The organism is Chryseobacterium herbae, assembly GCF_025154075.1.
In the GTDB taxonomy this organism is placed as follows: domain Bacteria; phylum Bacteroidota; class Bacteroidia; order Flavobacteriales; family Weeksellaceae; genus Chryseobacterium; species Chryseobacterium herbae.
In genome coordinates this window covers 474076-492868 of sequence record NZ_JAOAMU010000003.1, presented here as the reverse complement: position 1 = coordinate 492868, position 18793 = coordinate 474076, and the positions used below count along the sequence as shown (strand labels likewise).

Here is an 18793-nt window from a genome sequence, read left to right as displayed (position 1 = left end):
TAGAAGGAATTTTCTATTGATTTGAAGTGGAAATAAATTCAATTAAATGATCAAAATCTTCTTGTGAATACCCCAATGACAGATAGTGAATATCATCCGCTTTTCTGTACCATGTCAGCTGACGTTTTGCATATCTGCGGCTGTTTTTTTTGATCTCGGAAACGGCAAAATCAAGATCCCATTCCCCATCAAAATATTTGAACAGTTCGGAATATCCAACCGTTTTCAATGCCGTAAGGTCTTTATATGCTTCCAAACTTTCAGCCTCAGCCAAAAGCCCTTTCTCCATCATGATATCTACCCTTCTGTTGATTCGGTCGTACAGTTCTTCTCTCGGAGCTTTAATTCCGATACGGATCACGTTGAAATCTCTGGAATCCTGAGAAACAGCAATCTGTTCAGAATATGTTTTATCCGTCTGCCAGATCACATCAATAGCGCGTAAAAGTCTTCGGTGATTGTGAAAATCCACCACTTCAAAATACTCGGGATCGAGCTCTTTTAAAATGTTTTGAAGTTTTTCGATTCCTTCCGTATCCAGTATTTCCTGAAGTTTCTTCTGGTTGTTTTCATCAGCTTCAGGAAGATCATTGAGCCCTTCAATTACCGCTTTTTCATACATCATACTTCCACCTACCAGAATGACGGTGTCATGATTCACAAAAAGTTCATTGAGTTTTTTTAAAGCATCTTCCTCATACTGCCCGATAGAATAATATTCCTGAACCGAAAGGTTCCCGATAAAATGATGAGGTGCCTGCGCCAGCTCTTCTTCCGAAGGTGATGCAGTACCTATTTTCATTTCTTTAAAAAACTGACGGGAATCACAGGAAACAATTTCCGTATTGAAATGGTTGGCCAGATCAATGGCCAGTCTCGTTTTACCTATTCCGGTGGGGCCTACAACAGAAATCAATTTTTTCACAGTGCTAATTTAAATGTTTATCTTTGTACAACAATAAAAAACTATGATTTTATCAATGACCGGATTCGGCAGAGCCGAAGGTGTTTTTGAAGGGAAAAAGATCTCAATAGATATTAAATCCTTGAACAGCAAAAGCTTTGATTTAAATATTAAAGTTCCTTTACGTTATAAAGAAAAGGAATTCGAGATCAGAAAAATCCTTAACGACAGAATTATCCGTGGAAAGGTAGACTGCTACATCAATCTGGAGAATCTGGAAGAGACAAACGACGTGAAAATCAACAGGAGTTTAATTGACTCTTATATGAATGAGCTTCGTAACATCGCTTCGGACGGCCCGGACTTTGAATACCTGAAAATGGCGGTAAGACTTCCGGATGCGATCTCTTCAAGACCTGACGAACTTACGGAAGGCGAATGGGAGGCTCTGGCAAAAATCGTTCATGCAGCGGTAGACCGTTTCATGGAATTCAGAAAAACGGAAGGAGGTATCTTACACGAAGAACTGGAAAGAAATATCCGGAATATTGACAAATACCTTTTAGAAGTTATTCCTTTTGAAGAAGAGAGAATCATTGCTGTAAAAGAACGTTATCAGAAATCTTTAAAAGAGTTTGAAAACGTAGACGAGACGCGTTTCTATCAGGAAATGGCTTATTTCACAGAGAAACTTGATATTGCAGAGGAAAAAGTAAGACTTACCCAGCATTTGAAGTACTACAAAGAAGTAATGGACAATGAAGATTTCAACGGAAAAAAACTTGGTTTTATTTCTCAGGAGATCGGAAGAGAAATCAATACTTTAGGCTCAAAAGCCAATCATGCAGAAATCCAGAAACTGGTGGTCATGATGAAAGATGATTTGGAAAAAATTAAAGAACAGACGTTAAACGTATTATAGACCATAGACCTATAGACAAGAGATCAGAGATTTTATTCTCTTGTCTCTAATCTAAAAATCTCTAATCTAAATGGATAAAGTAATCATATTTTCAGCGCCGTCTGGAAGCGGAAAAACTACATTAGTAAGACATTCTCTGGAAACATTTCCTGAACTGGCATTTTCTATCTCATGCACGACAAGACAGCCGAGAGGAAGTGAAGCCCATGCCGTAGATTATCATTTTTTAAGTCCGGATGAATTCAGACAGAAAATAGCGGAAGATGCTTTTGTAGAATATGAAGAAGTGTATACTGACAAATATTACGGTACTTTAAAATCTGAAGTGGAAAAGATCTGGAATCAGGGAAAAGTGGTGATCTTTGATGTGGACGTAAAAGGAGGAATTTCTTTAAAAAAATATTTTGGAGAAAAAGCCCTGTCTATTTTCATTGAACCGCCTTCCATAGAAGAATTGGAACGAAGATTGATCTCCAGAAACACAGATGATGCAGAAACCATCAAAACCCGAGTAGCAAAGGCCGGAGAAGAAATGACCTATGCGAAAGAGTTTGACAGGATCGTGATCAATACCGATCTTGATGAAGCAAAAAAAGAAATAGAAAGTTTAATAAAAAAATTTATAGAAAGAAACTAGAAGCTAGAAATTAGAGGTTAGTTGTGCCGTTATACCCATTTAAGACACATCGAAGCTCTAACTTCTAATTTCTAAACTCTAACTTCTATAATCAAAAATTTGAGGTTGATATGAGTACCGAAACATTAGAAAAAGCTAAATCTGCGATTCCCGTAAGAGGATTTCTGGATATAAAAGATATAGCGATTCCTCAAGGAGAAGAATTAGTGAAAGCTATTCTGAAGCTTAAAGAAGAAAAAAATGCGGTGATCCTTGCCCATTATTACCAGCCGGGAGAAATTCAGGATATCGCTGATTTCCTGGGAGATTCTTTACAGCTGGCCAGACAGGCCAAAGATACCAATGCAGACATGATCGTATTCTGCGGGGTACATTTCATGGCTGAAGCCGCTAAAATTCTGAACCCAACTAAAAAAGTAGTTCTTCCTGATACTATGGCAGGATGTTCTCTGGCAGACGGATGTTCAGGAGAAGGCCTTAGGAAGATGCGTGAGCAGCACCCGAATGCCCTGATCGCTACGTACATCAATTGTAATGCGGAAACAAAAGCAGAAAGTGACATCATCGTAACCAGTTCAAATGCTGAAACCGTGATTGAAGCTTTACCAACCGACAGACCCATCATTTTTGCGCCAGATAAAAATTTAGGAAGATATTTATCTAAAAAAACCGGTCGTGATATGATCCTTTGGGATGGAAGTTGTGTAGTACATGAGGCATTTTCTATGGAAAGAATTGCTCAGCAGCTGGCTGACAATCCCGATGCCAAAATGATTGCACACCCTGAAAGTGAAGAAGCAGTTCTGAAACTGGCTCACTTCATCGGGTCTACTTCTGCCCTGTTGAATTTTGTTGAGAAAGATGACTGTCAGAAATTCATTATCGCTACTGAGGAAGGAATTCTTCACGAAATGAGAAAACGTGCGCCGCACAAAGAACTGATTCCTGCTTTGGTTTTTGACGAAAGCTGTAACTGTTCGGAATGTTTCTACATGAAACGGAATACGATGGAAAAATTGTATTTGTGCATGAAATATGAACTTCCGGAAATCCTTATTGACGAAGAGCTTCGTTTAAGAGCTCTGAAACCTATTGAAGCGATGCTGGATCTTTCAAAAAGCATCAAATAATTAAAAATAAATAGTAAAAAAGGTACTGTTTTCTAAATGTTTAGAAAACAGTACCTTTTTTTATAATTCAGGATTTACACACTCCATACTTACAAGAACACACATTTTACACTGATCTGCAAGTCCCTGATAAGCTGAACATGGATACTTATATTCAGGTCCATCTCCAAAAGTAGCATTTTGAGGACATCCTGAACATCTTGATGGACCCGCTGCTCCGTTTACTTTACCCAACTCTTTTCTGTTTAATTTTTTTAAATTTTTCATGATAATTTTAATTTTTTTGAGTTTTAAATATAATCATTTTATCCCACACAGGTGATATACATATTAAAAAAAATCAAATACTTAGAATACTCCTTTAAAAGACGAAAAAAGCACTATCCTTAAAACAGTGCTTTCTTATACTTATAATGGTCCGGAACATAGATAATCTACTTTTACCCGTAATTTACAGCATTCAGGTAAAGCATTAAAATCATCGCATGATCTTGGGTAATCCGGTCCTGGTCCATAAGGTCCTGGAGGACAGTTTTCATAACAGACATTTCCACCATTAACCGATTTCAAAATTGCTCTGTTTAATTTTTTCAGATTTTTCATATTAATTTGTTTTGGTTTATAAATATATGATTTTAAACCTGATCCATGGAAAATATCATTAAAAGCAGAGCATTTTTTAATTACAGCATTGGTGCATAACAGATACCTCCAGGTTTTCTCCAGCAGCCCCAGGCACCGCCTCCACGGAAACATACGTAGCCAGCACCTCCGCAGGTTTCAATCTGAAAATCGGTAATTCCACCACTGATCTTACTTTTTTGTTCTCTTGAGAGTTTTTTGAAATTTTTCATATTAATTTTTATTTTGTTTCATAAATATAGTATTTTATCCCTGAATGATGAAATATTATATGTTTGAGAAATAATGAATTAAGATAGAAAAATAAAAGAGCGGAGACGGGAGATGTAAAAGCTGGTAAAATAATTAGTCTCAGCTTCGTTACTCCTATTTTTAAACCCCCATAATTATAATCGAAGAAACTTCTTCCACCTCTGCTCTTTCAGTCCGGATTAGTTAACAATTGGACCTACGCAACCCATATGTACAAGATACTGACCTTTACAGCAGTCGCTCAAAGCATTATATTGCTGGCAGTTTCGGGTAGCACCGGATCCCGGAGGACCGAAAGTAGTTCCCGCAGGATAAGGACATCCTCCTGGGCAAGCGGCACCGTTGATGCTTTTCAATTGCTCTTTTGATAATTTTTTCATAATATTTTTTTTGAGATTGATATAGTTTTATTAATTACACCATCGGAGGATAACAGGTTCCACCGGGTTTTCTCCAGCATCCCCAGGCACCGCCTCCACGGAAACATACATAAGCAGCACCGCCACAGGTTTCGATTTGAAACTCAGTAAACCCACCGCTGATTTTACTTTTTTGTTCTCTTGAAAGTTTTTTCAGGTTTTTCATAATGATTGGTATTACGCAAATTTTTAATTTACTATTTTATTTCAAGGCCGGGCATGCCGCATCCTCCACCTTCAAGGCAATTACTGGCAGTACAAACTTGATAAACCGGCGGACAAACTTGAATGTCCCGCAGAACACTGCACTTCGTAAAACCTCCATTTGGCGTATTACAGTTAATTAAAATATAGCCATAGCCGCCAGTAATATTTTTGAGTTTTTCTCTTGATATTTTATTTGCATTTTTCATATTGATCTCTTGGTTTTTAATGATACATTTAATGACAATCACTATTCTACTTCCACCGGAATTTTTCCACAATAGATTCCTTTGGGAATACATTTCTTCGCATATTCACACCAATAATGGGTATAAATGCAGACACATGGGAAAGGACCACAATCTATGCCGGCACCCGCCACCGTTTTTAATTCTTTTCTGGAAAGTTTTTTAAATTTTTTCATAATATTCTGAGTTTAAATTACTATTGTTGTTATTTTTCACACTCTGTTGATATGTTAGACAAATATGAAACGTACAGACTTCAAAACAAAACCAGAATTCACAGGTGTAGCTGAATATTAAGTAAGTGATCCATTTTGGGTGATTACCGTTATTCTGCATAAAAAAAGACTGCCTTTTCAGACAGTCTCTTTAATTTCTTTTATATTTCGGTTATTGGAAACACGCCGAGCTAACAATAACGCAGGTACTGCAACGTGCCGTAACAAGTTCATAATAATCCTCGCATGAATAGGTATAGCCTGCTGCAGAGCCACCAGGACCAAATCCGCCTTTAGGGCAGCTATTACAATTGGAAGCAGCAGCTCCATTAATCATTCCCAAATGTTTTCGGGTCATTTTTTTTAAATTCTTCATGTTTATTTTGTTTTATTTTAACGCCTAAATATAGCAGTTTTACTGGAAAAACAAAGCTTAAAACCTAATATATTTCTCTTTATTATGAATTAAATAATACAGATATATACCATTAATTAATATGGCCATCTCAAAATAATTTGTACATTTGTTCCGTAAAGAATGAACTTTCTAAGAAACATATCAGATATTTCTACACCGGAATTACTTATTTCGGGACTATCTTCTGTTTCTACATCAACGATTACATCTACAACATCTACCCCGTAGCGGGGTACATTTTCACATATCATTTCCTGCACCCATACTCTTTTTTTTAAAAGAGCAAACATTCGCTTTTCTCCAATCTCAAATACATCATAGATGAAAGTCTTAAAATTCGGCGGTACATCTGTCGCCAATGCCCGGAATATTCTTCTGGCAGAACATATTATCAAAAAAGAATCTTCACAGAACAGGATTATCGTTGTCGTTTCAGCCCTTCATGGAATTACTGACAGTCTTATAAAAGCGGCAGAATATGCTGCTGTTAAAGACGAAAATTATATCCCGATCATCAAAAATATTGAAGAAAAACACCTTGATCTCGTCAAAGAACTGATCCCTATTTTAGAGCAGAGCTCATGGCTGAGCTTCGTTAAAAAACATTGCAATGATATGGAAGATATCTACAACGGAATCTTTGTATTAGGTGAATTCACAGATAAAATAAGGGACAGAATCACTTCCTACGGTGAATTTCTCTCTTCAAATATTATAGCAGCACGGCTTCAGCACGAAGGACTGGACAGTCTTTGGATGAATTCAGCTGAACTGATCAGAACCGACAGCAATTTTGCTCATGCTAAGGTAGATTTTGACTCCACAGACGAAAATCTCAAAAACTATATCGCTGCTCATCAAAACCAAATCATTGTTGCACCCGGTTTTATAGCTAAAGATAATAATGGCAATGCCACCACATTAGGACGTGGCGGTTCAGATTATACTGCATCCATCATTGCAGCAGCTGTGTCTGTTGAGGAACTCCAGATCTGGACCGACGTAAGCGGTATGATGACTGCAGATCCGAGACTGGCATCCAACGCCAAACCTATTCCTGAGATTTCTTATCATGAAGCGATGGAACTCTCTCATTTTGGAGCTAAGGTTCTCTATCCACCTTCCATACAGCCTGTCATGGCGAAAAATATTGACCTTAAGATCAAAAATACATTTGATCCGGAAGCCTATGGAACTTTGGTTTCCCACAATCTCAATAAGTCTGAAAATGAAAAACAACCTGCAGCCGGAGTTTCGAATATGAGTCATATTGCTCTTCTTACTCTGGAAGGAAGCGGAATGGTAGGAATTCCGGGAATTTCAGCAAAGCTTTTCCAGTGCCTGAGTTTTGAAAAAATAAATGTGATTCTTATTACTCAGGGATCTTCGGAACATTCCATTACTATTGCTGTCAATGAAAAAGAGGTGTTTCATGCCGAAAATGTGGTGAATGCAGCTTTTGAAGACGATATACAGCTACAGCGAATGGCTCCTGTAAAAATAGAAACCGGGCTTTCAATTGTGGCTCTGGTTGGAGAAAACATGAAAAACAGAAGCGGTATCAGTGCCAAGATGTTCGGATGTCTGGGAAATAACGGGATCAATATCAGAGCTATTGCCCAGGGATCTTCTGAAAGGAATATCAGCATCGTTATTTCTGAAAAAGACACCAGAAAAGCGGTCAACATTTTACATGAAGAGTTTTTTGAATCGGAAATAAAACAGGTCCATCTTTATATCTGTGGAACTGGAAATGTGGGTTCAAAATTGGTGCAGCAAATTTATGAACAGAACAATTATCTGCAGGAAAATCATTTGATCAATTTAAGAATTGCCGGAATTTCAAACAGCCGGAGGATGTTCTTTTCTGATCATGGAATTTCTGAACGTGAATTCAACAATTGGAATCAAGAAGCGATTGAAGCTTCTATCCATGGATTTGCAGACGAAATCATTTCACGGAATCTCCGGAACTCGGTATTTATAGATGTAACCGCCAGTTCATCGGTCCCAGAAGTGTATGAAGATTTATTAAAAAGGAGTGTGAATATTGTCGCCTGCAACAAAATCGCAGCTTCTTCAGATTTTGAACAGTATAAAACCTTAAAACGTACTGCCCGAAATCATAACTGCAATTTTTACTTTGAAACCAATGTAGGCGCCGGACTTCCCGTGATTGGAACTATTAATGATTTAATGAAAAGTGGCGACAAAATCACATCTATTCAGGCGGTTCTAAGTGGAACTTTAAATTTTGTTTTCAATAATTATGATGGAAGCAGAACATTCTCTGAAGTGGTTGCCCAAGCTCAGAAAGAAGGCTATACTGAACCAGATCCGCGTTTGGATCTTACAGGAATTGATGTCGCCCGCAAGATTTTAATTTTAGCCAGAGAAGCCGGATATGCCCTTCAGTTTGATGAAATTGAAAATGAAAGCTTCCTTCCCGAGGAATGTCTTCAGGGAAGTGTGGAAGACTTTTATCTCAAACTTACCGAGTATGAAGATCATTTCAAAAGTTTACTGAATGATGCCCAAAAAGAAGGCAAAATTTTAAAATATACCGCTGATTTTAAAGACGGAAAAGCCAAAGTCGGACTGCAGCACGCCGCTCCGGACAGCGATTTGTATCATCTTTATGGTAAAGACAATATCGTCATCTTTAAAACTTTAAGATATTCTGAGCAGCCTCTTGTGGTAAAAGGTGCCGGTGCGGGAGCTGAAGTCACTGCCAGTGGTGTTTTTGCAGATATTATAAGATCCGTTTAAAATAAATAGTATGAAAAAAATAAAAATAAAAGTTCCGGCCACCGTCGCCAATCTCGTTTGCGGATTTGATATCCTTGGAATGGCCATCCATGAGCCATACGACGAAATGGAACTGAAATTACTGGACAGCCCGGAGATCATTATCAGACATGAAGATCATTTCGGGCTTCCGGAAAATCCTTCTCAAAATGTGGCGGGCGTTGTTCTGCAGAATATCCAGCAACATCTCAAGCTGACGAAAGGTTTTGAAGTAACGATCCGCAAACATATTAAGCCGGGCAGCGGGCTTGGTTCCAGTGCGGCAAGTGCCGCAGGAGCCGCTTTTGGGGCCAATGTTTTGTTAGGAAATATTCTGTCAAATGAAGAACTGGTTCACTTCGCTATGTTTGGGGAAGAACTGGCCTCAGGAGTGCGTCATGCCGATAATATTGCACCGTGCATTTATGGCGGCATCACATTGGTGAAATCCTCCTCTCCTATTGATATTATTCCGTTGAGTACTCCCAATCTGTTTGTGGCAGCTGTACATCCTCAGGTTGAAGTGAAGACTTCCGATGCACGACAGATCTTAAAGAAAAATATCCTCCTGAAGGATGCGGTAGAACAGTGGGGAAATATCGCAGGACTGGTCGCGGGAATTTTAAAAAACGACATTCCATTGATCGGACGAAGCCTCAATGATGTATTGATAGAACCTATCCGTAGTATTTTGATTCCAAAATTTGATGAAATTAAAATGAAAAGTTTAGAAGCTGGAGCGCTCGGCGGTGGAATTTCAGGTTCCGGGCCATCCATTTTTATGCTGGCAGAGACCAAAGAAACGGCAGAAAGAATTACTCAGCTGATGAAGTCGGTGTATGACGAAATTGAGATTGAAAGTTTTGTATACATTTCAAAAATAAATCCTGCGGGAATCGAAATCGTTGAAGAAATTAATGATGAAAACCAATAAAGCAAGGACAATGAAGTATTATAATTTAAAAGACAACCAGGAAACCGTTGATTTTAAAACGGCCACTATAAAAAGCCAGGGTAGCCAGAAAGGATTGTTTTTCCCGGAAACTATTCCTCAATTTGATGAAGAATTCATCTCCAATCTGCATCTTTATTCTGATGAAGAAATTGCATTCCGATGCATGAAAGATCTTATCGGGGACGAAATTCCAGTGGAAGAATTAAAGAAAATTGCTGCAGAAACAGTCAGCTTTGACATTCCTTTGAAAAAAATCAATGAGCAGATATCCGTTCTGGAACTTTTCCATGGACCGACCTTAGCCTTTAAAGATGTCGGTGCTAGATTTATGAGCCGTTGCCTGTCGTATTTTCTGAAAGATCAGGATAAAAAAGTAACGGTTTTGGTTGCCACTTCCGGTGATACAGGAGGAGCTGTTGCCCATGGGTTTTATAACGTTCCGGGAATCAATGTGGTTATCCTTTATCCTAAAAACAGGGTGAGTCCGGTTCAGGAAAAGCAGCTTACCGCACTGGGTGGAAATATTTCTGCATTGGAAGTAGACGGAAATTTTGATGACTGTCAGCATCTTGTAAAGCAGGCTTTTTCAGATGAAAGCATTAATTCCGAATTGTTTTTAACTTCAGCCAATTCTATTAATATTGCTAGATGGCTTCCTCAGCAGATTTATTATGTATTAGCCTTAAAACAATGGCAACAGCGGGAAAATACAGATCCTGTTATCTGTGTTCCAAGTGGAAATTTCGGGAACATCTGTGCAGGACTTTTGGCTTATTTCCGAGGACTTCCGGCCGAACATTTTATAGCTGCCTGTAATGAAAATGATGTGGTTCCGGATTATCTGAAATCAAATGAATATCATCCTAAAAAAGCAGTCGCTACTTTATCTAATGCCATGGATGTGGGAGACCCAAGCAATTTCACCAGAATCCTTGAACTTTTTGGGCATCAGTTTGAAGATTTGAAAAACATGATCTCGGGATATTCTGTAGATGATGAATCTACACTGAAAACTATTGCGGAAGTTTATGAAAAGTACGGCTATATTCTTGACCCTCACGGCGCGGTTGCCTTTACTTCCCTCGAACAATATCTGAATGAACATCCAGGTAAAAAAGGATTTATTCTGGGAACTGCTCATCCGGTGAAATTCCCTGAAGCAGTAGAAAAAGCAACGTCTATTAAGATTGAGATTCCTGAAGCATTGAACGATCTGATGAAAAAGGAGAAAAAAACTGTAGAAATACATGCAGATTTTGAAGAATTAAAACGATTTTTGCTGAATAAAAATCACGAACAATGAGCAAGATCTCTCTTGAAGATGTAAAAATATATGCGTACCACGGGGTTCTTCCCGAAGAAAACATCATCGGCACCTATTATATTTTAAATGCTGAACTGCACACGGATCTTTGGAAAGCCGCTGAAACGGATGATCTGAATGATACGATCAGTTATGCTGATATCAACGGAATCATTCATCAGGAAATGGCTATCAAATCTAAATTACTGGAACATGTAGCGGGAAGAATTACGATGAAGATTCATGAAAGTTTTCCTCAGATTTCTTACATCAAATTGAAAATTACAAAAACTTCCCCACCGATGCAGGGCGAAATGAAAGGCGCAAGCATCGAACTGGAAAAAAGTTTCAAACCCGGTGACCAATAATTTTTTATTTTCACTAAAAAAACATAAAGCATTGAAATCCATCAAATTATTATTTTTATTAAGTTTTGCCGTAGTTTTCGGTCAGACTGCAGGTGATACGCCAACGTATAATTTTCCGAAGATCAGATCCAGCATCACCATGCCGGTTACCATTCCGCTTTCTGAGATCAGTAACATGATCAATGCTTCGGTAAAAGAACTGGTATTTCAGGATGATTCCTATACGGATAACAACAACGATCAGTTCAAAGTAAAAGTCTGGAAAACCCGTCCTATCCGTCTGGTAGGCGGAACGAGTCAAAATCTATTGATAGAAGTTCCGTTGAAAATATGGGCAGAAAAAGGGATCGGTACTTTGGGCGTGTATTCGTACCAGAACACGACTTTTGAAACGGTGATGTCCTTTAACACAACAATCAATTTTAACAATAACTGGACGATTTCTACCAATACGCAGCCTAATGGTTTCAGATGGGTAACAAAACCTGTTCTCAACTATGGTAAAATCCAGATTCCAATCACATCACTGGTAGAAAAAAGCCTGAAAGAACAGCAGGGAAAATTCGCCAAAACGATTGATCAGCAGATGAATGCCCAACTTAATTTTCAGCAATATGCGGTAATGGCCTGGAATGTCTTTTCACAGCCTTTTAATATTTCGGAGGAATATAATACCTGGCTGAAAATAAGTCCGGTAGGTGTCAATATTACTCCATTGAAGTTCTATGGCAATGAGATCACCACGAATATCGGAATGGATATTTATTCGGAAACATTTACCGGAAGCAAGCCAGCTGCATCACCCAACGTAAAATCAGCAGGTAATTTTACTCTTGTTCCTGTTTTAGCGGATAAATTTCTTCTTCAAACCACCGCTAATGTTCCTTTTTCCGAGGCAACGAATATTGCAAGAAATATGTTCATGAACAAAGAATATGACGTGAGAGGTTCTAAGGTGAAGATCAAAGACATCAGGGTTTATGGTTTGGACGGAAGGGTGATTATTGAGGCTGAAACGGAAGGTTATGTGAATGGTAAAGCGCTGATCTCCGGAATCCCTGTTTATGACGAAACGAAAAAGAAGATTGTGCTTTCCAATACGAAATTCAATCTGAAAACCGCCAATATCCTTCAAAAAACCGCTACGCTGCTCTTTAAAGGAAAGATCGTGAAAATGATTGAAGATGAGTACGGAATTCCGACTCAGGATCTTGAACTGGCCTCGAAGAAAAGTATTGAAGACGCGTTTAACAAAGAATATTACAAAGGTTTAAAAATGAACGGCCGGGTTTACAATCTGAAACCCGGCAGCATTCTTTTAAACGAATCGGGAATCACTGCGGTCATTGAAACCAACGCTACTTTAAAACTAATACTCAACGGAATTTAAATTTATAAAAAACTAATCCATGAGAAAATATTTACAGATAATCGATAGACATCGGGCTTCCAAAGGCGCAAGATTTGCCAATTATATGATTGATCTTGTTGCATTTTATATCGTATTTTTTATCATTCTGATGCTACTGACTGTCATCAACCCTGCTTACGGAGAATGGCTAGCCAATGCACATGACCTTGCGTTAAGATTGCTCGGTATTATTTCCTATGCATTATTTTCTTTTTTAGTGGAAGCTTTAACCGGCGGGAGAAGCTTGGGGAAACTGATTACGGGTACAAAAGTGATTATGACCGATGGCCAAAAACCATCTGTAGGAGATTATTTTTTAAGAAATATGATAAGAGGAATTATAGTAGTTGATCAGCTTTCATTTTTAGGAGAAAATGGGCTTCATGACAGTTGGAGCAATACCCGTGTCATCAACATTAAAAATTATGATGCTGAAAGACAGCTAAAAAGCGATATCAACAGCATTGGAGCGAAATAAATTATTTAAAAATTTTTGTTCATTAAGAATTTTTGCTATATTTGCACACCTCAAAAATGGTAAAAATGGTACTTTGGCCGAGCGGCTAGGCAGTGGTCTGCAACACCATCTACAGCGGTTCGAATCCGCTAGGTACCTCTTTAAAACCTCTAATTAAAATAATTAGAGGTTTTTTGTTTTTTATACATCCTATATTTAAAATCAATTTCACCAATATATCAAATTAACATAATAATTTTCTTTAAAAAATTAATTCTCCATTATTGGAATATTATTATATTTGGGACCTAAACGAATTAAATACTTAACTATGAAAAATTTAAAGAAAATCTCAAGAGAAGAATTAAAGCAATTGAAAGGCGGAGGTCCTAATGTTCCGACATGCCCTAGGGGAGCTATTTGGAGATGTGAGGCTCTTGGAATATGTGATGAAAACTTCGATCAATGGGATTGTCTGTGTGGATGCTATCCTGTGAACACACTTCCTTTTCCAAGATAAATCAAAGCCCTCTTTTTAGAGGGTTTTTCATTTTCCTTCTTTTAAAGCCAGCCTTTACCGAGACAAACTTGGAAAATAAAAAAACCTCCCGGGGCACGGGAGACAAAACTGTAATTTTTTTGAGAAAGATATACTATTAGTGATGCGGTTTTTTATATCCAAGGTTTATGCCGTTGAATATATTAAATCCATAAATCGTGACTTTTGTGGTATCTTTTCTTATATCTGCCGAAACCTTGATAAAATCTACTAATCATAATCTGCAAAGAATTTAAAAAATAATTAACCACATACTACATTTTATATTATTTTTTCCATTATTAATCGAATTTAACATAATAAAATTCTTTAAAAAAGTTAATTCCCCATCAATGGAATATTGCTATATTTGAAATCTAACGAATAAATACTTAACTATGAAAAATTTCAAAAAGCTAACGAGAGAAGATTTAAAAAATGTTGCCGGTGGAGGTGCAGTTCCTTATTGCCGAGTTGGATACATTTATATGTGTCAGGCAGTAGGTGCATGCTTTCCAGACCAGGATATCTGGGATTGTGCATGTGGTTGTGTTCCGAAAGTTAAGCCTTAATAATTTAAACCCTTCTTTTTTAGAGGGGTTTTTCATTGGAGTACTTTACCAGTTACATATTTCCCTTCATTCTTTATTTTCTTTAAATATAATTCCCATAAAAAATCCCGTTTGAAACGGGATTTACTATTATTATTCAAAAAAGTCATTTATAAACGGAACACCGTAAAAGTATATGTTCTGGCTATATTTCCATTATTGGTAATGGTATATGTATTAGCAGCCGTTTTAACCAGGGTATAGTCAAATTGGGTAGCTCCTCCACCATCAGCACAACCGGTTACATTGGCAAACTGAAGTCCCCAGGTGGCTGATGTTCCGGCTCCGCCTGCAGAGCTTATTACAGTTCCTACTTTGTCCCTGGCAACAGCACTTAAATATCCAAGTGCTATATCAGAGTACATATAAGTAGAAATCATTGTTCTTCCGCACGCATTCCCAGATCTTACAATCAGCATTCCCGCTGGAATATTGACTGCAGCAGGTATTGTAACAGTACCGCTTGCTCCCGGCAATATACTTGTACTGTTTATAGAATAGCTGTATTTTGCTGTAGTTACATCACCGGTAGCTCCTCCTCTTATCAATAGGTCATGATCTGCAGGAACCTGACGGAGCAGATTCTGAATCCGCAGACTCTGATTATTGGCATCAACATCTAATTTTCTTTGCGGAGATACGGTTCCAATTCCCGCATTTCCAGATGATGTAATGATAAAATCATTGGCCTGCTGACCTGCTGTAGGAACTCCAGAAACAGAATTGTCCTTTGCAGCATCTATATGGAATAATCCCTGAGTATTGGTTGTATTAATACCAAATTGCGCATAACTCAGAAAAGATATGAGTATATAAAGTATGATATATAATTTCTTCATAATTTTATTTTTTTGTAAAAATCAGAAACCTGTAATTTTTGAATTCCCATAAGGCTTTCAGTCGATATAATATTAACTGAACACAGCTTTACCAGACTATTTCTTCAATGAAATAAATCTTATGAGAGCCTGCTCTTTTTGGGATCGAAAGACTACAAACGGAAAATAGTCACCACATAGGTTCGTGCTATATTGCCGTTGTTTACAATCAAATAGCTGCTGGCTGTAGGTTTTGAAACCGTAAAATCAAACTGGGTAGCATTTCCTGTGGCACAGGTTACAGTTCCCGGGAACTTAACAGACCACACGCCGGAACCTCCTCCACTGCTTGGTATAGGGGCAATCGTTGAAGTGCCCACTTTATCACCTGCAATGGATGTTGCATATCCAAGAGAAATATCCGAATAAATAAAATTCGTAATCATGTTTGCTCCGCATGTATTATTAGTTTTAACTACCAACATTCCGTTTGGAATGCTTATACTGGCTGGAATGGTCACTGTTCCATTTGCCGCCGCCGCTACAGTAATGGTTGTTGTATAAACATACCGGGTTGCTACCACGTCTCCATTTGTTGTATTGATCGTAAGAAAATCATGGTCATCAGGAATTTGCTGGGGCAGATTTCTAATTCTGAGACTTGCATTACCAGCATCTATATCCAGCTTTTTTTGTGGAGCGATCAAACCTATTCCAACGTTCCCGGCAGCCGTAACCACAAAATCATTAAGCTGTTGTGTCGCTGTGGGTGCTCCTGTTATAGGATTGTCCTTTCCTCCGTCCACATGAAATACAGTTTGTGGATTTGAAGTGTTAATACCAACCTGCGCAAAACCTAGCACAGAGGTACAAATGTAAAAAATCGAAAAAATTTTCTTCATAAATTGATTTTTTTAGTGAAGTTTTAATTGTTTTTAATTTGTGTCTTTATACGATAAACATTAGCATCATACGGTTATGATATACTAATTCACTTGTTGTCAAGCCTTTCATTATGTGTTTTTATTATTATGAATAAAAGTAGATTATTTTAAAGAAATAATCCACAATATTTAAATTAATTTTCATCAAAATTAATCATATAATAATTTATACACTATTGAATCATGCATAATATTTTTTAAATGCATAAGAAGAACGATGAATGCTTTGATCCCGTCAATATAATGTTTCAAAAAACAGACTCATTAATTATCTGTAAACAGCCTGTTTCTTGAGCAAACTATTATCACGCTAATAAAAACCTTACCCATTTTCTGATAATTTCAATCAGGAAATGGTGAACAAAAAAAAACTTCCCATTGCGGGAAGAATTGTAAGTACTAAACGATTGGGAATGAATGATCATAAATAAGGCTAAATTAATCCATAGCCAACATCCATCTTATGACCCTGATCATAAAGAATCTGCTTGTTTTATCATTTTCAATTTTGAGCCTGAATTTCTTTTAAAATTTGCTTTCCATTTTCATTATCCGGATTTAAGTCGATAGACTTTTTATACATTTCGACCGCTTTATTTTTATCGCCGGTTTTTAACAAAATTTCACCGTAGCTGTCATATACATTCCAGCTGTCAGGATATAAATAGGCATTGAGCTTAAAAACAGCCAATGCTTCTTTTTTCTGATTGGTAGCGAGCAAACGATATCCCCAATTATTAAGTTCCACTTCCTGCGGCTGAAAATCCGGATTCTTCTTTTTCTCAGCCTTTACAAAATCTATGGCATTTTCATATCCTATCTTCTGCAGATTTTTCCGAAGATAGGTTAAAGGATCCGCTTTAATAATATCCGGGATATAGCATCCTGCAATTTCTTCAATGAAATCTTCCGGGGCGCTTCCTCCTAAATTGGTCAATATAATAACCGCTAAATGATCATCCGGATAAATAAGCAGAACAGATCTGTTTCCACCGGACATTCCGATTGCTTTGTGATTTTCTCTAAGCTTCGCAATTCCCCAGCCCCTTACCCATTCTGTAGGCTTTCCGTTATTGAACTTCCCCGGAGACCACATCAGATCTACTGTTGAAGATTTTTGTAATATTTTACCACTTTGCAGGGCAATAATCCAGTTGGCGAGATCTTCGGAAGTACTGTTAAGGCCGGCGCTTGTACGGGTGAAATCCGGGAATTCGTAATAATTATTAACCAATTTATCCTCGTTTATTCTTTTTCCGTCGAAAAAATTTCTATAACCGTAGCTGGGTGCATAATGTGGAATTATGTCTCTGGAATCTCCAAAAACGGTATTCTCTAAATGGGCCGTTTTAAACTGTTTTTCTTCAAAAAAGTCTGCAAATGATCGATTGGTAAGTTTTTCAATAACTTTTCCCAGTAAATAATAATTGGTTTGATTATAACTGAACTGCTCCCCTGTTTTGAATTCCATAGGATTGGTTTTAAGCTTTTCAAAAATGGCTTCTTCAGTTCTTAACGGGCCTACATTTCCCGTTACAGGATCAAAAAGTTTCAGCATATCAGGGAGTCCTGAAACATGGGTTAAAAGTTGATCAATCGTTATTTTCTGCCATTCTGCAGGTAAGCCATTTAAATAGGTATTGACAGGGGCATCCAGCTTTATTTTACCCTGCTCAACCAACTGCATGACAGCCACTCCTGTAAAAATTTTTGTATTCGAATTAAGAGGAAAAATAGTATTGTTGTCAACTGCAATCTGATCCTGAACGTTAGCAATTCCATACGATTTACTTAAAACAATCTTCCCGTTTTGAACGACGGCGATTTGTGCTCCGGGAATCCGCCTCGTTTTCATCTCCCGATGAATGATTTCATCGACCTGAGAACTTATATTTTGAGCAAAAGAGGACAAAGAAATGAGTAATGATACAATAAAAAGGTAAATTCTCATGGCTTATTTTTATATATAAAACAACTGAAAATCAAATCTATTACAATCTTTCAATTATTTAACATGATTATTTTTATGTCTGACAGCGATTCCGTTAAAAATCTACTATAAACAGCAAAATTTCACCCTGATAGTATACAAAAAAAAATCCCCAGATTGCTCTGGGGATAAAAACTAATAACCATGAAAACTCAAATTAAACATGAGTTGCTTCATATATTGAAAAATCGTGCCAAAGTTGCTTTCAGAGAAAATACTTTTCTATATTTTTTGGAAGTTATTATTTTTGAGGAGATTTTAATTTAGAATTCCAATCGACGATGAAAACAGGAAAACCCATCGCATAATAGAAAGTTTAAATCCGGTACCGATTATGTAAAAAGGACATAACTTACAGATTTCCAATGAAATTTAGAACGATATCAAATTACTATCTATGATCCGGATCATAAACAAATAACCACCTTTCTTTTATATTTATAACAAACCTGCTTCCATTTTCCCTTTATATTTTTTTCCAAATTTTAAGATTGGGAAATTTTTTAACCTTAATTTTTTTTGATCTATACTTTTTTAACTCTCCTTTTAACGGGGAGTTTTTGTTTTAAATGAGTTAAAAAAAAACCGTTCATAAGAATGTCCAAAAAATAAAAAGCCCC

The 18793-nt window shown here is 37.3% G+C and carries 24 protein-coding genes and 1 tRNA gene; 12 read left to right on the top strand and 13 right to left on the bottom strand.

The annotated features are described in order from the left end of the window. Window positions 1-13 precede the first annotated feature (13 nt). Complete coding sequence (miaA, locus tag N0B48_RS12255) at window positions 14-925, bottom strand: tRNA (adenosine(37)-N6)-dimethylallyltransferase MiaA (protein ID WP_259839076.1); 912 nt, start codon at window positions 923-925, stop codon at window positions 14-16. A gap of 55 nt (window positions 926-980) precedes the next feature. On the opposite strand from miaA, the gene N0B48_RS12250 reads away from it, so the two are divergent. The 3 genes from N0B48_RS12250 to nadA all read left to right on the top strand — a co-directional run bounded on the left by N0B48_RS12250 (window position 981) and on the right by nadA (window position 3593). After that, window positions 981-1826: a YicC family protein gene (locus N0B48_RS12250; protein WP_259839075.1), complete on the top strand. Its 846-nt coding sequence runs from the start codon at window positions 981-983 to the stop codon at window positions 1824-1826. Window positions 1827-1896: 70 nt separating this feature from the next. Beyond that, on the top strand, window positions 1897-2463 hold the full coding sequence (gene gmk / locus N0B48_RS12245; protein WP_047452124.1) for a guanylate kinase: 567 nt from the start codon (window positions 1897-1899) through the stop codon (window positions 2461-2463). Window positions 2464-2573: 110 nt separating this feature from the next. Then, window positions 2574-3593: a quinolinate synthase NadA gene (gene nadA / locus N0B48_RS12240; protein ID WP_259839072.1), complete on the top strand. Its 1020-nt coding sequence runs from the start codon at window positions 2574-2576 to the stop codon at window positions 3591-3593. A gap of 60 nt (window positions 3594-3653) precedes the next feature. Here the strand turns inward: nadA and N0B48_RS12235 are convergent, their stop codons facing one another. The 9 genes from N0B48_RS12235 to N0B48_RS12195 form a co-directional block, all read right to left on the bottom strand. Then, entirely contained in the window at window positions 3654-3860 is a 207-nt protein-coding gene (locus N0B48_RS12235; RefSeq protein WP_259839071.1) for a bacteriocin-like protein, read from the bottom strand. A gap of 141 nt (window positions 3861-4001) precedes the next feature. Next, a complete protein-coding gene (locus N0B48_RS12230) occupies window positions 4002-4196 on the bottom strand; it encodes a bacteriocin-like protein (protein ID WP_259839070.1) in 195 nt (64 codons plus the stop codon). An 80-nt stretch (window positions 4197-4276) separates the two neighbouring features. After that, window positions 4277-4447 (bottom strand): bacteriocin-like protein, encoded by a 171-nt coding sequence (locus N0B48_RS12225; RefSeq protein ID WP_259839069.1) that lies wholly within the window; start codon window positions 4445-4447, stop codon window positions 4277-4279. Window positions 4448-4666: 219 nt separating this feature from the next. Next, entirely contained in the window at window positions 4667-4867 is a 201-nt protein-coding gene (locus N0B48_RS12220) for a bacteriocin-like protein (protein ID WP_259839068.1), read from the bottom strand. A gap of 34 nt (window positions 4868-4901) precedes the next feature. Continuing rightward, on the bottom strand, window positions 4902-5072 hold the full coding sequence (locus tag N0B48_RS12215; protein ID WP_259839067.1) for a bacteriocin-like protein: 171 nt from the start codon (window positions 5070-5072) through the stop codon (window positions 4902-4904). Window positions 5073-5103: 31 nt separating this feature from the next. After that, window positions 5104-5319, bottom strand: coding sequence for a hypothetical protein (locus tag N0B48_RS12210; protein WP_259839066.1), 216 nt, complete (start codon window positions 5317-5319; stop codon window positions 5104-5106). A gap of 41 nt (window positions 5320-5360) precedes the next feature. Beyond that, window positions 5361-5534 (bottom strand): bacteriocin-like protein, encoded by a 174-nt coding sequence (locus N0B48_RS12205; protein ID WP_259839065.1) that lies wholly within the window; start codon window positions 5532-5534, stop codon window positions 5361-5363. A gap of 211 nt (window positions 5535-5745) precedes the next feature. After that, window positions 5746-5931, bottom strand: coding sequence for a hypothetical protein (locus N0B48_RS12200; RefSeq protein WP_259839064.1), 186 nt, complete (start codon window positions 5929-5931; stop codon window positions 5746-5748). A 134-nt stretch (window positions 5932-6065) separates the two neighbouring features. Next, the gene (locus tag N0B48_RS12195) at window positions 6066-6281 is read right to left on the bottom strand and encodes a hypothetical protein (protein ID WP_259839063.1); all 216 of its coding nucleotides are present in this window, start codon (window positions 6279-6281) and stop codon (window positions 6066-6068) included. A gap of 31 nt (window positions 6282-6312) precedes the next feature. On the opposite strand from N0B48_RS12195, the gene thrA reads away from it, so the two are divergent. The 9 genes from thrA to N0B48_RS22955 all read left to right on the top strand — a co-directional run bounded on the left by thrA (window position 6313) and on the right by N0B48_RS22955 (window position 14382). Then, the gene (thrA, locus tag N0B48_RS12190) at window positions 6313-8760 is read left to right on the top strand and encodes a bifunctional aspartate kinase/homoserine dehydrogenase I (protein WP_259839062.1); all 2448 of its coding nucleotides are present in this window, start codon (window positions 6313-6315) and stop codon (window positions 8758-8760) included. 10 nt (window positions 8761-8770) lie between these two features. Next, the gene (locus N0B48_RS12185) at window positions 8771-9712 is read left to right on the top strand and encodes a homoserine kinase (protein WP_259839061.1); all 942 of its coding nucleotides are present in this window, start codon (window positions 8771-8773) and stop codon (window positions 9710-9712) included. Between the two features lie 10 nt (window positions 9713-9722). Further along, a complete protein-coding gene (thrC, locus tag N0B48_RS12180; protein WP_259839060.1) occupies window positions 9723-11036 on the top strand; it encodes a threonine synthase in 1314 nt (437 codons plus the stop codon). After that, window positions 11033-11404 (top strand): dihydroneopterin aldolase, encoded by a 372-nt coding sequence (gene folB, locus N0B48_RS12175; protein ID WP_259839059.1) that lies wholly within the window; start codon window positions 11033-11035, stop codon window positions 11402-11404. The genes thrC and folB overlap by 4 nt, the downstream gene beginning before the upstream one ends. Before the next feature lie 31 nt (window positions 11405-11435). Then, window positions 11436-12794 carry a DUF4403 family protein gene (locus N0B48_RS12170; protein ID WP_259839058.1) on the top strand — a complete coding sequence of 453 codons (1359 nt, stop codon included), beginning with the start codon at window positions 11436-11438 and terminating at the stop codon, window positions 12792-12794. Window positions 12795-12813: 19 nt separating this feature from the next. Then, window positions 12814-13293, top strand: coding sequence for an RDD family protein (locus N0B48_RS12165; RefSeq protein WP_259839057.1), 480 nt, complete (start codon window positions 12814-12816; stop codon window positions 13291-13293). 67 nt (window positions 13294-13360) lie between these two features. Further along, window positions 13361-13431: transfer RNA gene (locus tag N0B48_RS12160), tRNA-Cys, on the top strand. A gap of 172 nt (window positions 13432-13603) precedes the next feature. Beyond that, complete coding sequence (locus tag N0B48_RS12155; RefSeq protein WP_259839056.1) at window positions 13604-13792, top strand: bacteriocin-like protein; 189 nt, start codon at window positions 13604-13606, stop codon at window positions 13790-13792. A 416-nt stretch (window positions 13793-14208) separates the two neighbouring features. After that, window positions 14209-14382, top strand: a complete 174-nt coding sequence (locus N0B48_RS22955; RefSeq protein WP_410493270.1) for a bacteriocin-like protein — start codon at window positions 14209-14211, stop codon at window positions 14380-14382. Window positions 14383-14531: 149 nt separating this feature from the next. On the opposite strand, the gene N0B48_RS12150 is transcribed toward N0B48_RS22955, so the two are convergent. From N0B48_RS12150 to N0B48_RS12140, 3 genes are all read right to left on the bottom strand, one after another. Next, window positions 14532-15260, bottom strand: a complete 729-nt coding sequence (locus N0B48_RS12150) for a hypothetical protein (RefSeq protein WP_259839055.1) — start codon at window positions 15258-15260, stop codon at window positions 14532-14534. A 152-nt stretch (window positions 15261-15412) separates the two neighbouring features. Further along, window positions 15413-16141, bottom strand: coding sequence for a hypothetical protein (locus N0B48_RS12145; RefSeq protein WP_259839054.1), 729 nt, complete (start codon window positions 16139-16141; stop codon window positions 15413-15415). Window positions 16142-16685: 544 nt separating this feature from the next. After that, a complete protein-coding gene (locus tag N0B48_RS12140) occupies window positions 16686-18134 on the bottom strand; it encodes a serine hydrolase (protein WP_259839053.1) in 1449 nt (482 codons plus the stop codon). Window positions 18135-18793 lie beyond the last annotated feature (659 nt).

Bases quoted from the DNA above. Each gene is read 5' to 3' on its own strand.
- N0B48_RS12185 (WP_259839061.1), top strand. From the start codon at position 8,771: ATGAAAAAAATAAAAATAAAAGTTCCGGCCACCGTCGCCAATCTCGTT.
- thrA (WP_259839062.1), top strand. From the start codon at position 6,313: ATGAAAGTCTTAAAATTCGGCGGTACATCTGTCGCCAATGCCCGGAAT.
- N0B48_RS12165 (WP_259839057.1), top strand. From the start codon at position 12,814: ATGAGAAAATATTTACAGATAATCGATAGACATCGGGCTTCCAAAGGC.
- N0B48_RS12155 (WP_259839056.1), top strand. From the start codon at position 13,604: ATGAAAAATTTAAAGAAAATCTCAAGAGAAGAATTAAAGCAATTGAAA.
- N0B48_RS22955 (WP_410493270.1), top strand. From the start codon at position 14,209: ATGAAAAATTTCAAAAAGCTAACGAGAGAAGATTTAAAAAATGTTGCC.
- N0B48_RS12225 (WP_259839069.1), bottom strand. From the start codon at position 4,447: ATGAAAAATTTCAAAAAACTCTCAAGAGAACAAAAAAGTAAGATCAGT.
- nadA (WP_259839072.1), top strand. From the start codon at position 2,574: ATGAGTACCGAAACATTAGAAAAAGCTAAATCTGCGATTCCCGTAAGA.
- N0B48_RS12215 (WP_259839067.1), bottom strand. From the start codon at position 5,072: ATGAAAAACCTGAAAAAACTTTCAAGAGAACAAAAAAGTAAAATCAGC.
- N0B48_RS12140 (WP_259839053.1), bottom strand. From the start codon at position 18,134: ATGAGAATTTACCTTTTTATTGTATCATTACTCATTTCTTTGTCCTCT.
- thrC (WP_259839060.1), top strand. From the start codon at position 9,723: ATGAAGTATTATAATTTAAAAGACAACCAGGAAACCGTTGATTTTAAA.
- N0B48_RS12220 (WP_259839068.1), bottom strand. From the start codon at position 4,867: ATGAAAAAATTATCAAAAGAGCAATTGAAAAGCATCAACGGTGCCGCT.
- N0B48_RS12195 (WP_259839063.1), bottom strand. From the start codon at position 6,281: ATGTTTGCTCTTTTAAAAAAAAGAGTATGGGTGCAGGAAATGATATGT.
- N0B48_RS12230 (WP_259839070.1), bottom strand. From the start codon at position 4,196: ATGAAAAATCTGAAAAAATTAAACAGAGCAATTTTGAAATCGGTTAAT.
- gmk (WP_047452124.1), top strand. From the start codon at position 1,897: ATGGATAAAGTAATCATATTTTCAGCGCCGTCTGGAAGCGGAAAAACT.
- N0B48_RS12250 (WP_259839075.1), top strand. From the start codon at position 981: ATGACCGGATTCGGCAGAGCCGAAGGTGTTTTTGAAGGGAAAAAGATC.
- folB (WP_259839059.1), top strand. From the start codon at position 11,033: ATGAGCAAGATCTCTCTTGAAGATGTAAAAATATATGCGTACCACGGG.
- N0B48_RS12205 (WP_259839065.1), bottom strand. From the start codon at position 5,534: ATGAAAAAATTTAAAAAACTTTCCAGAAAAGAATTAAAAACGGTGGCG.
- N0B48_RS12235 (WP_259839071.1), bottom strand. From the start codon at position 3,860: ATGAAAAATTTAAAAAAATTAAACAGAAAAGAGTTGGGTAAAGTAAAC.
- N0B48_RS12150 (WP_259839055.1), bottom strand. From the start codon at position 15,260: ATGAAGAAATTATATATCATACTTTATATACTCATATCTTTTCTGAGT.
- N0B48_RS12145 (WP_259839054.1), bottom strand. From the start codon at position 16,141: ATGAAGAAAATTTTTTCGATTTTTTACATTTGTACCTCTGTGCTAGGT.
- N0B48_RS12210 (WP_259839066.1), bottom strand. From the start codon at position 5,319: ATGAAAAATGCAAATAAAATATCAAGAGAAAAACTCAAAAATATTACT.
- N0B48_RS12200 (WP_259839064.1), bottom strand. From the start codon at position 5,931: ATGACCCGAAAACATTTGGGAATGATTAATGGAGCTGCTGCTTCCAAT.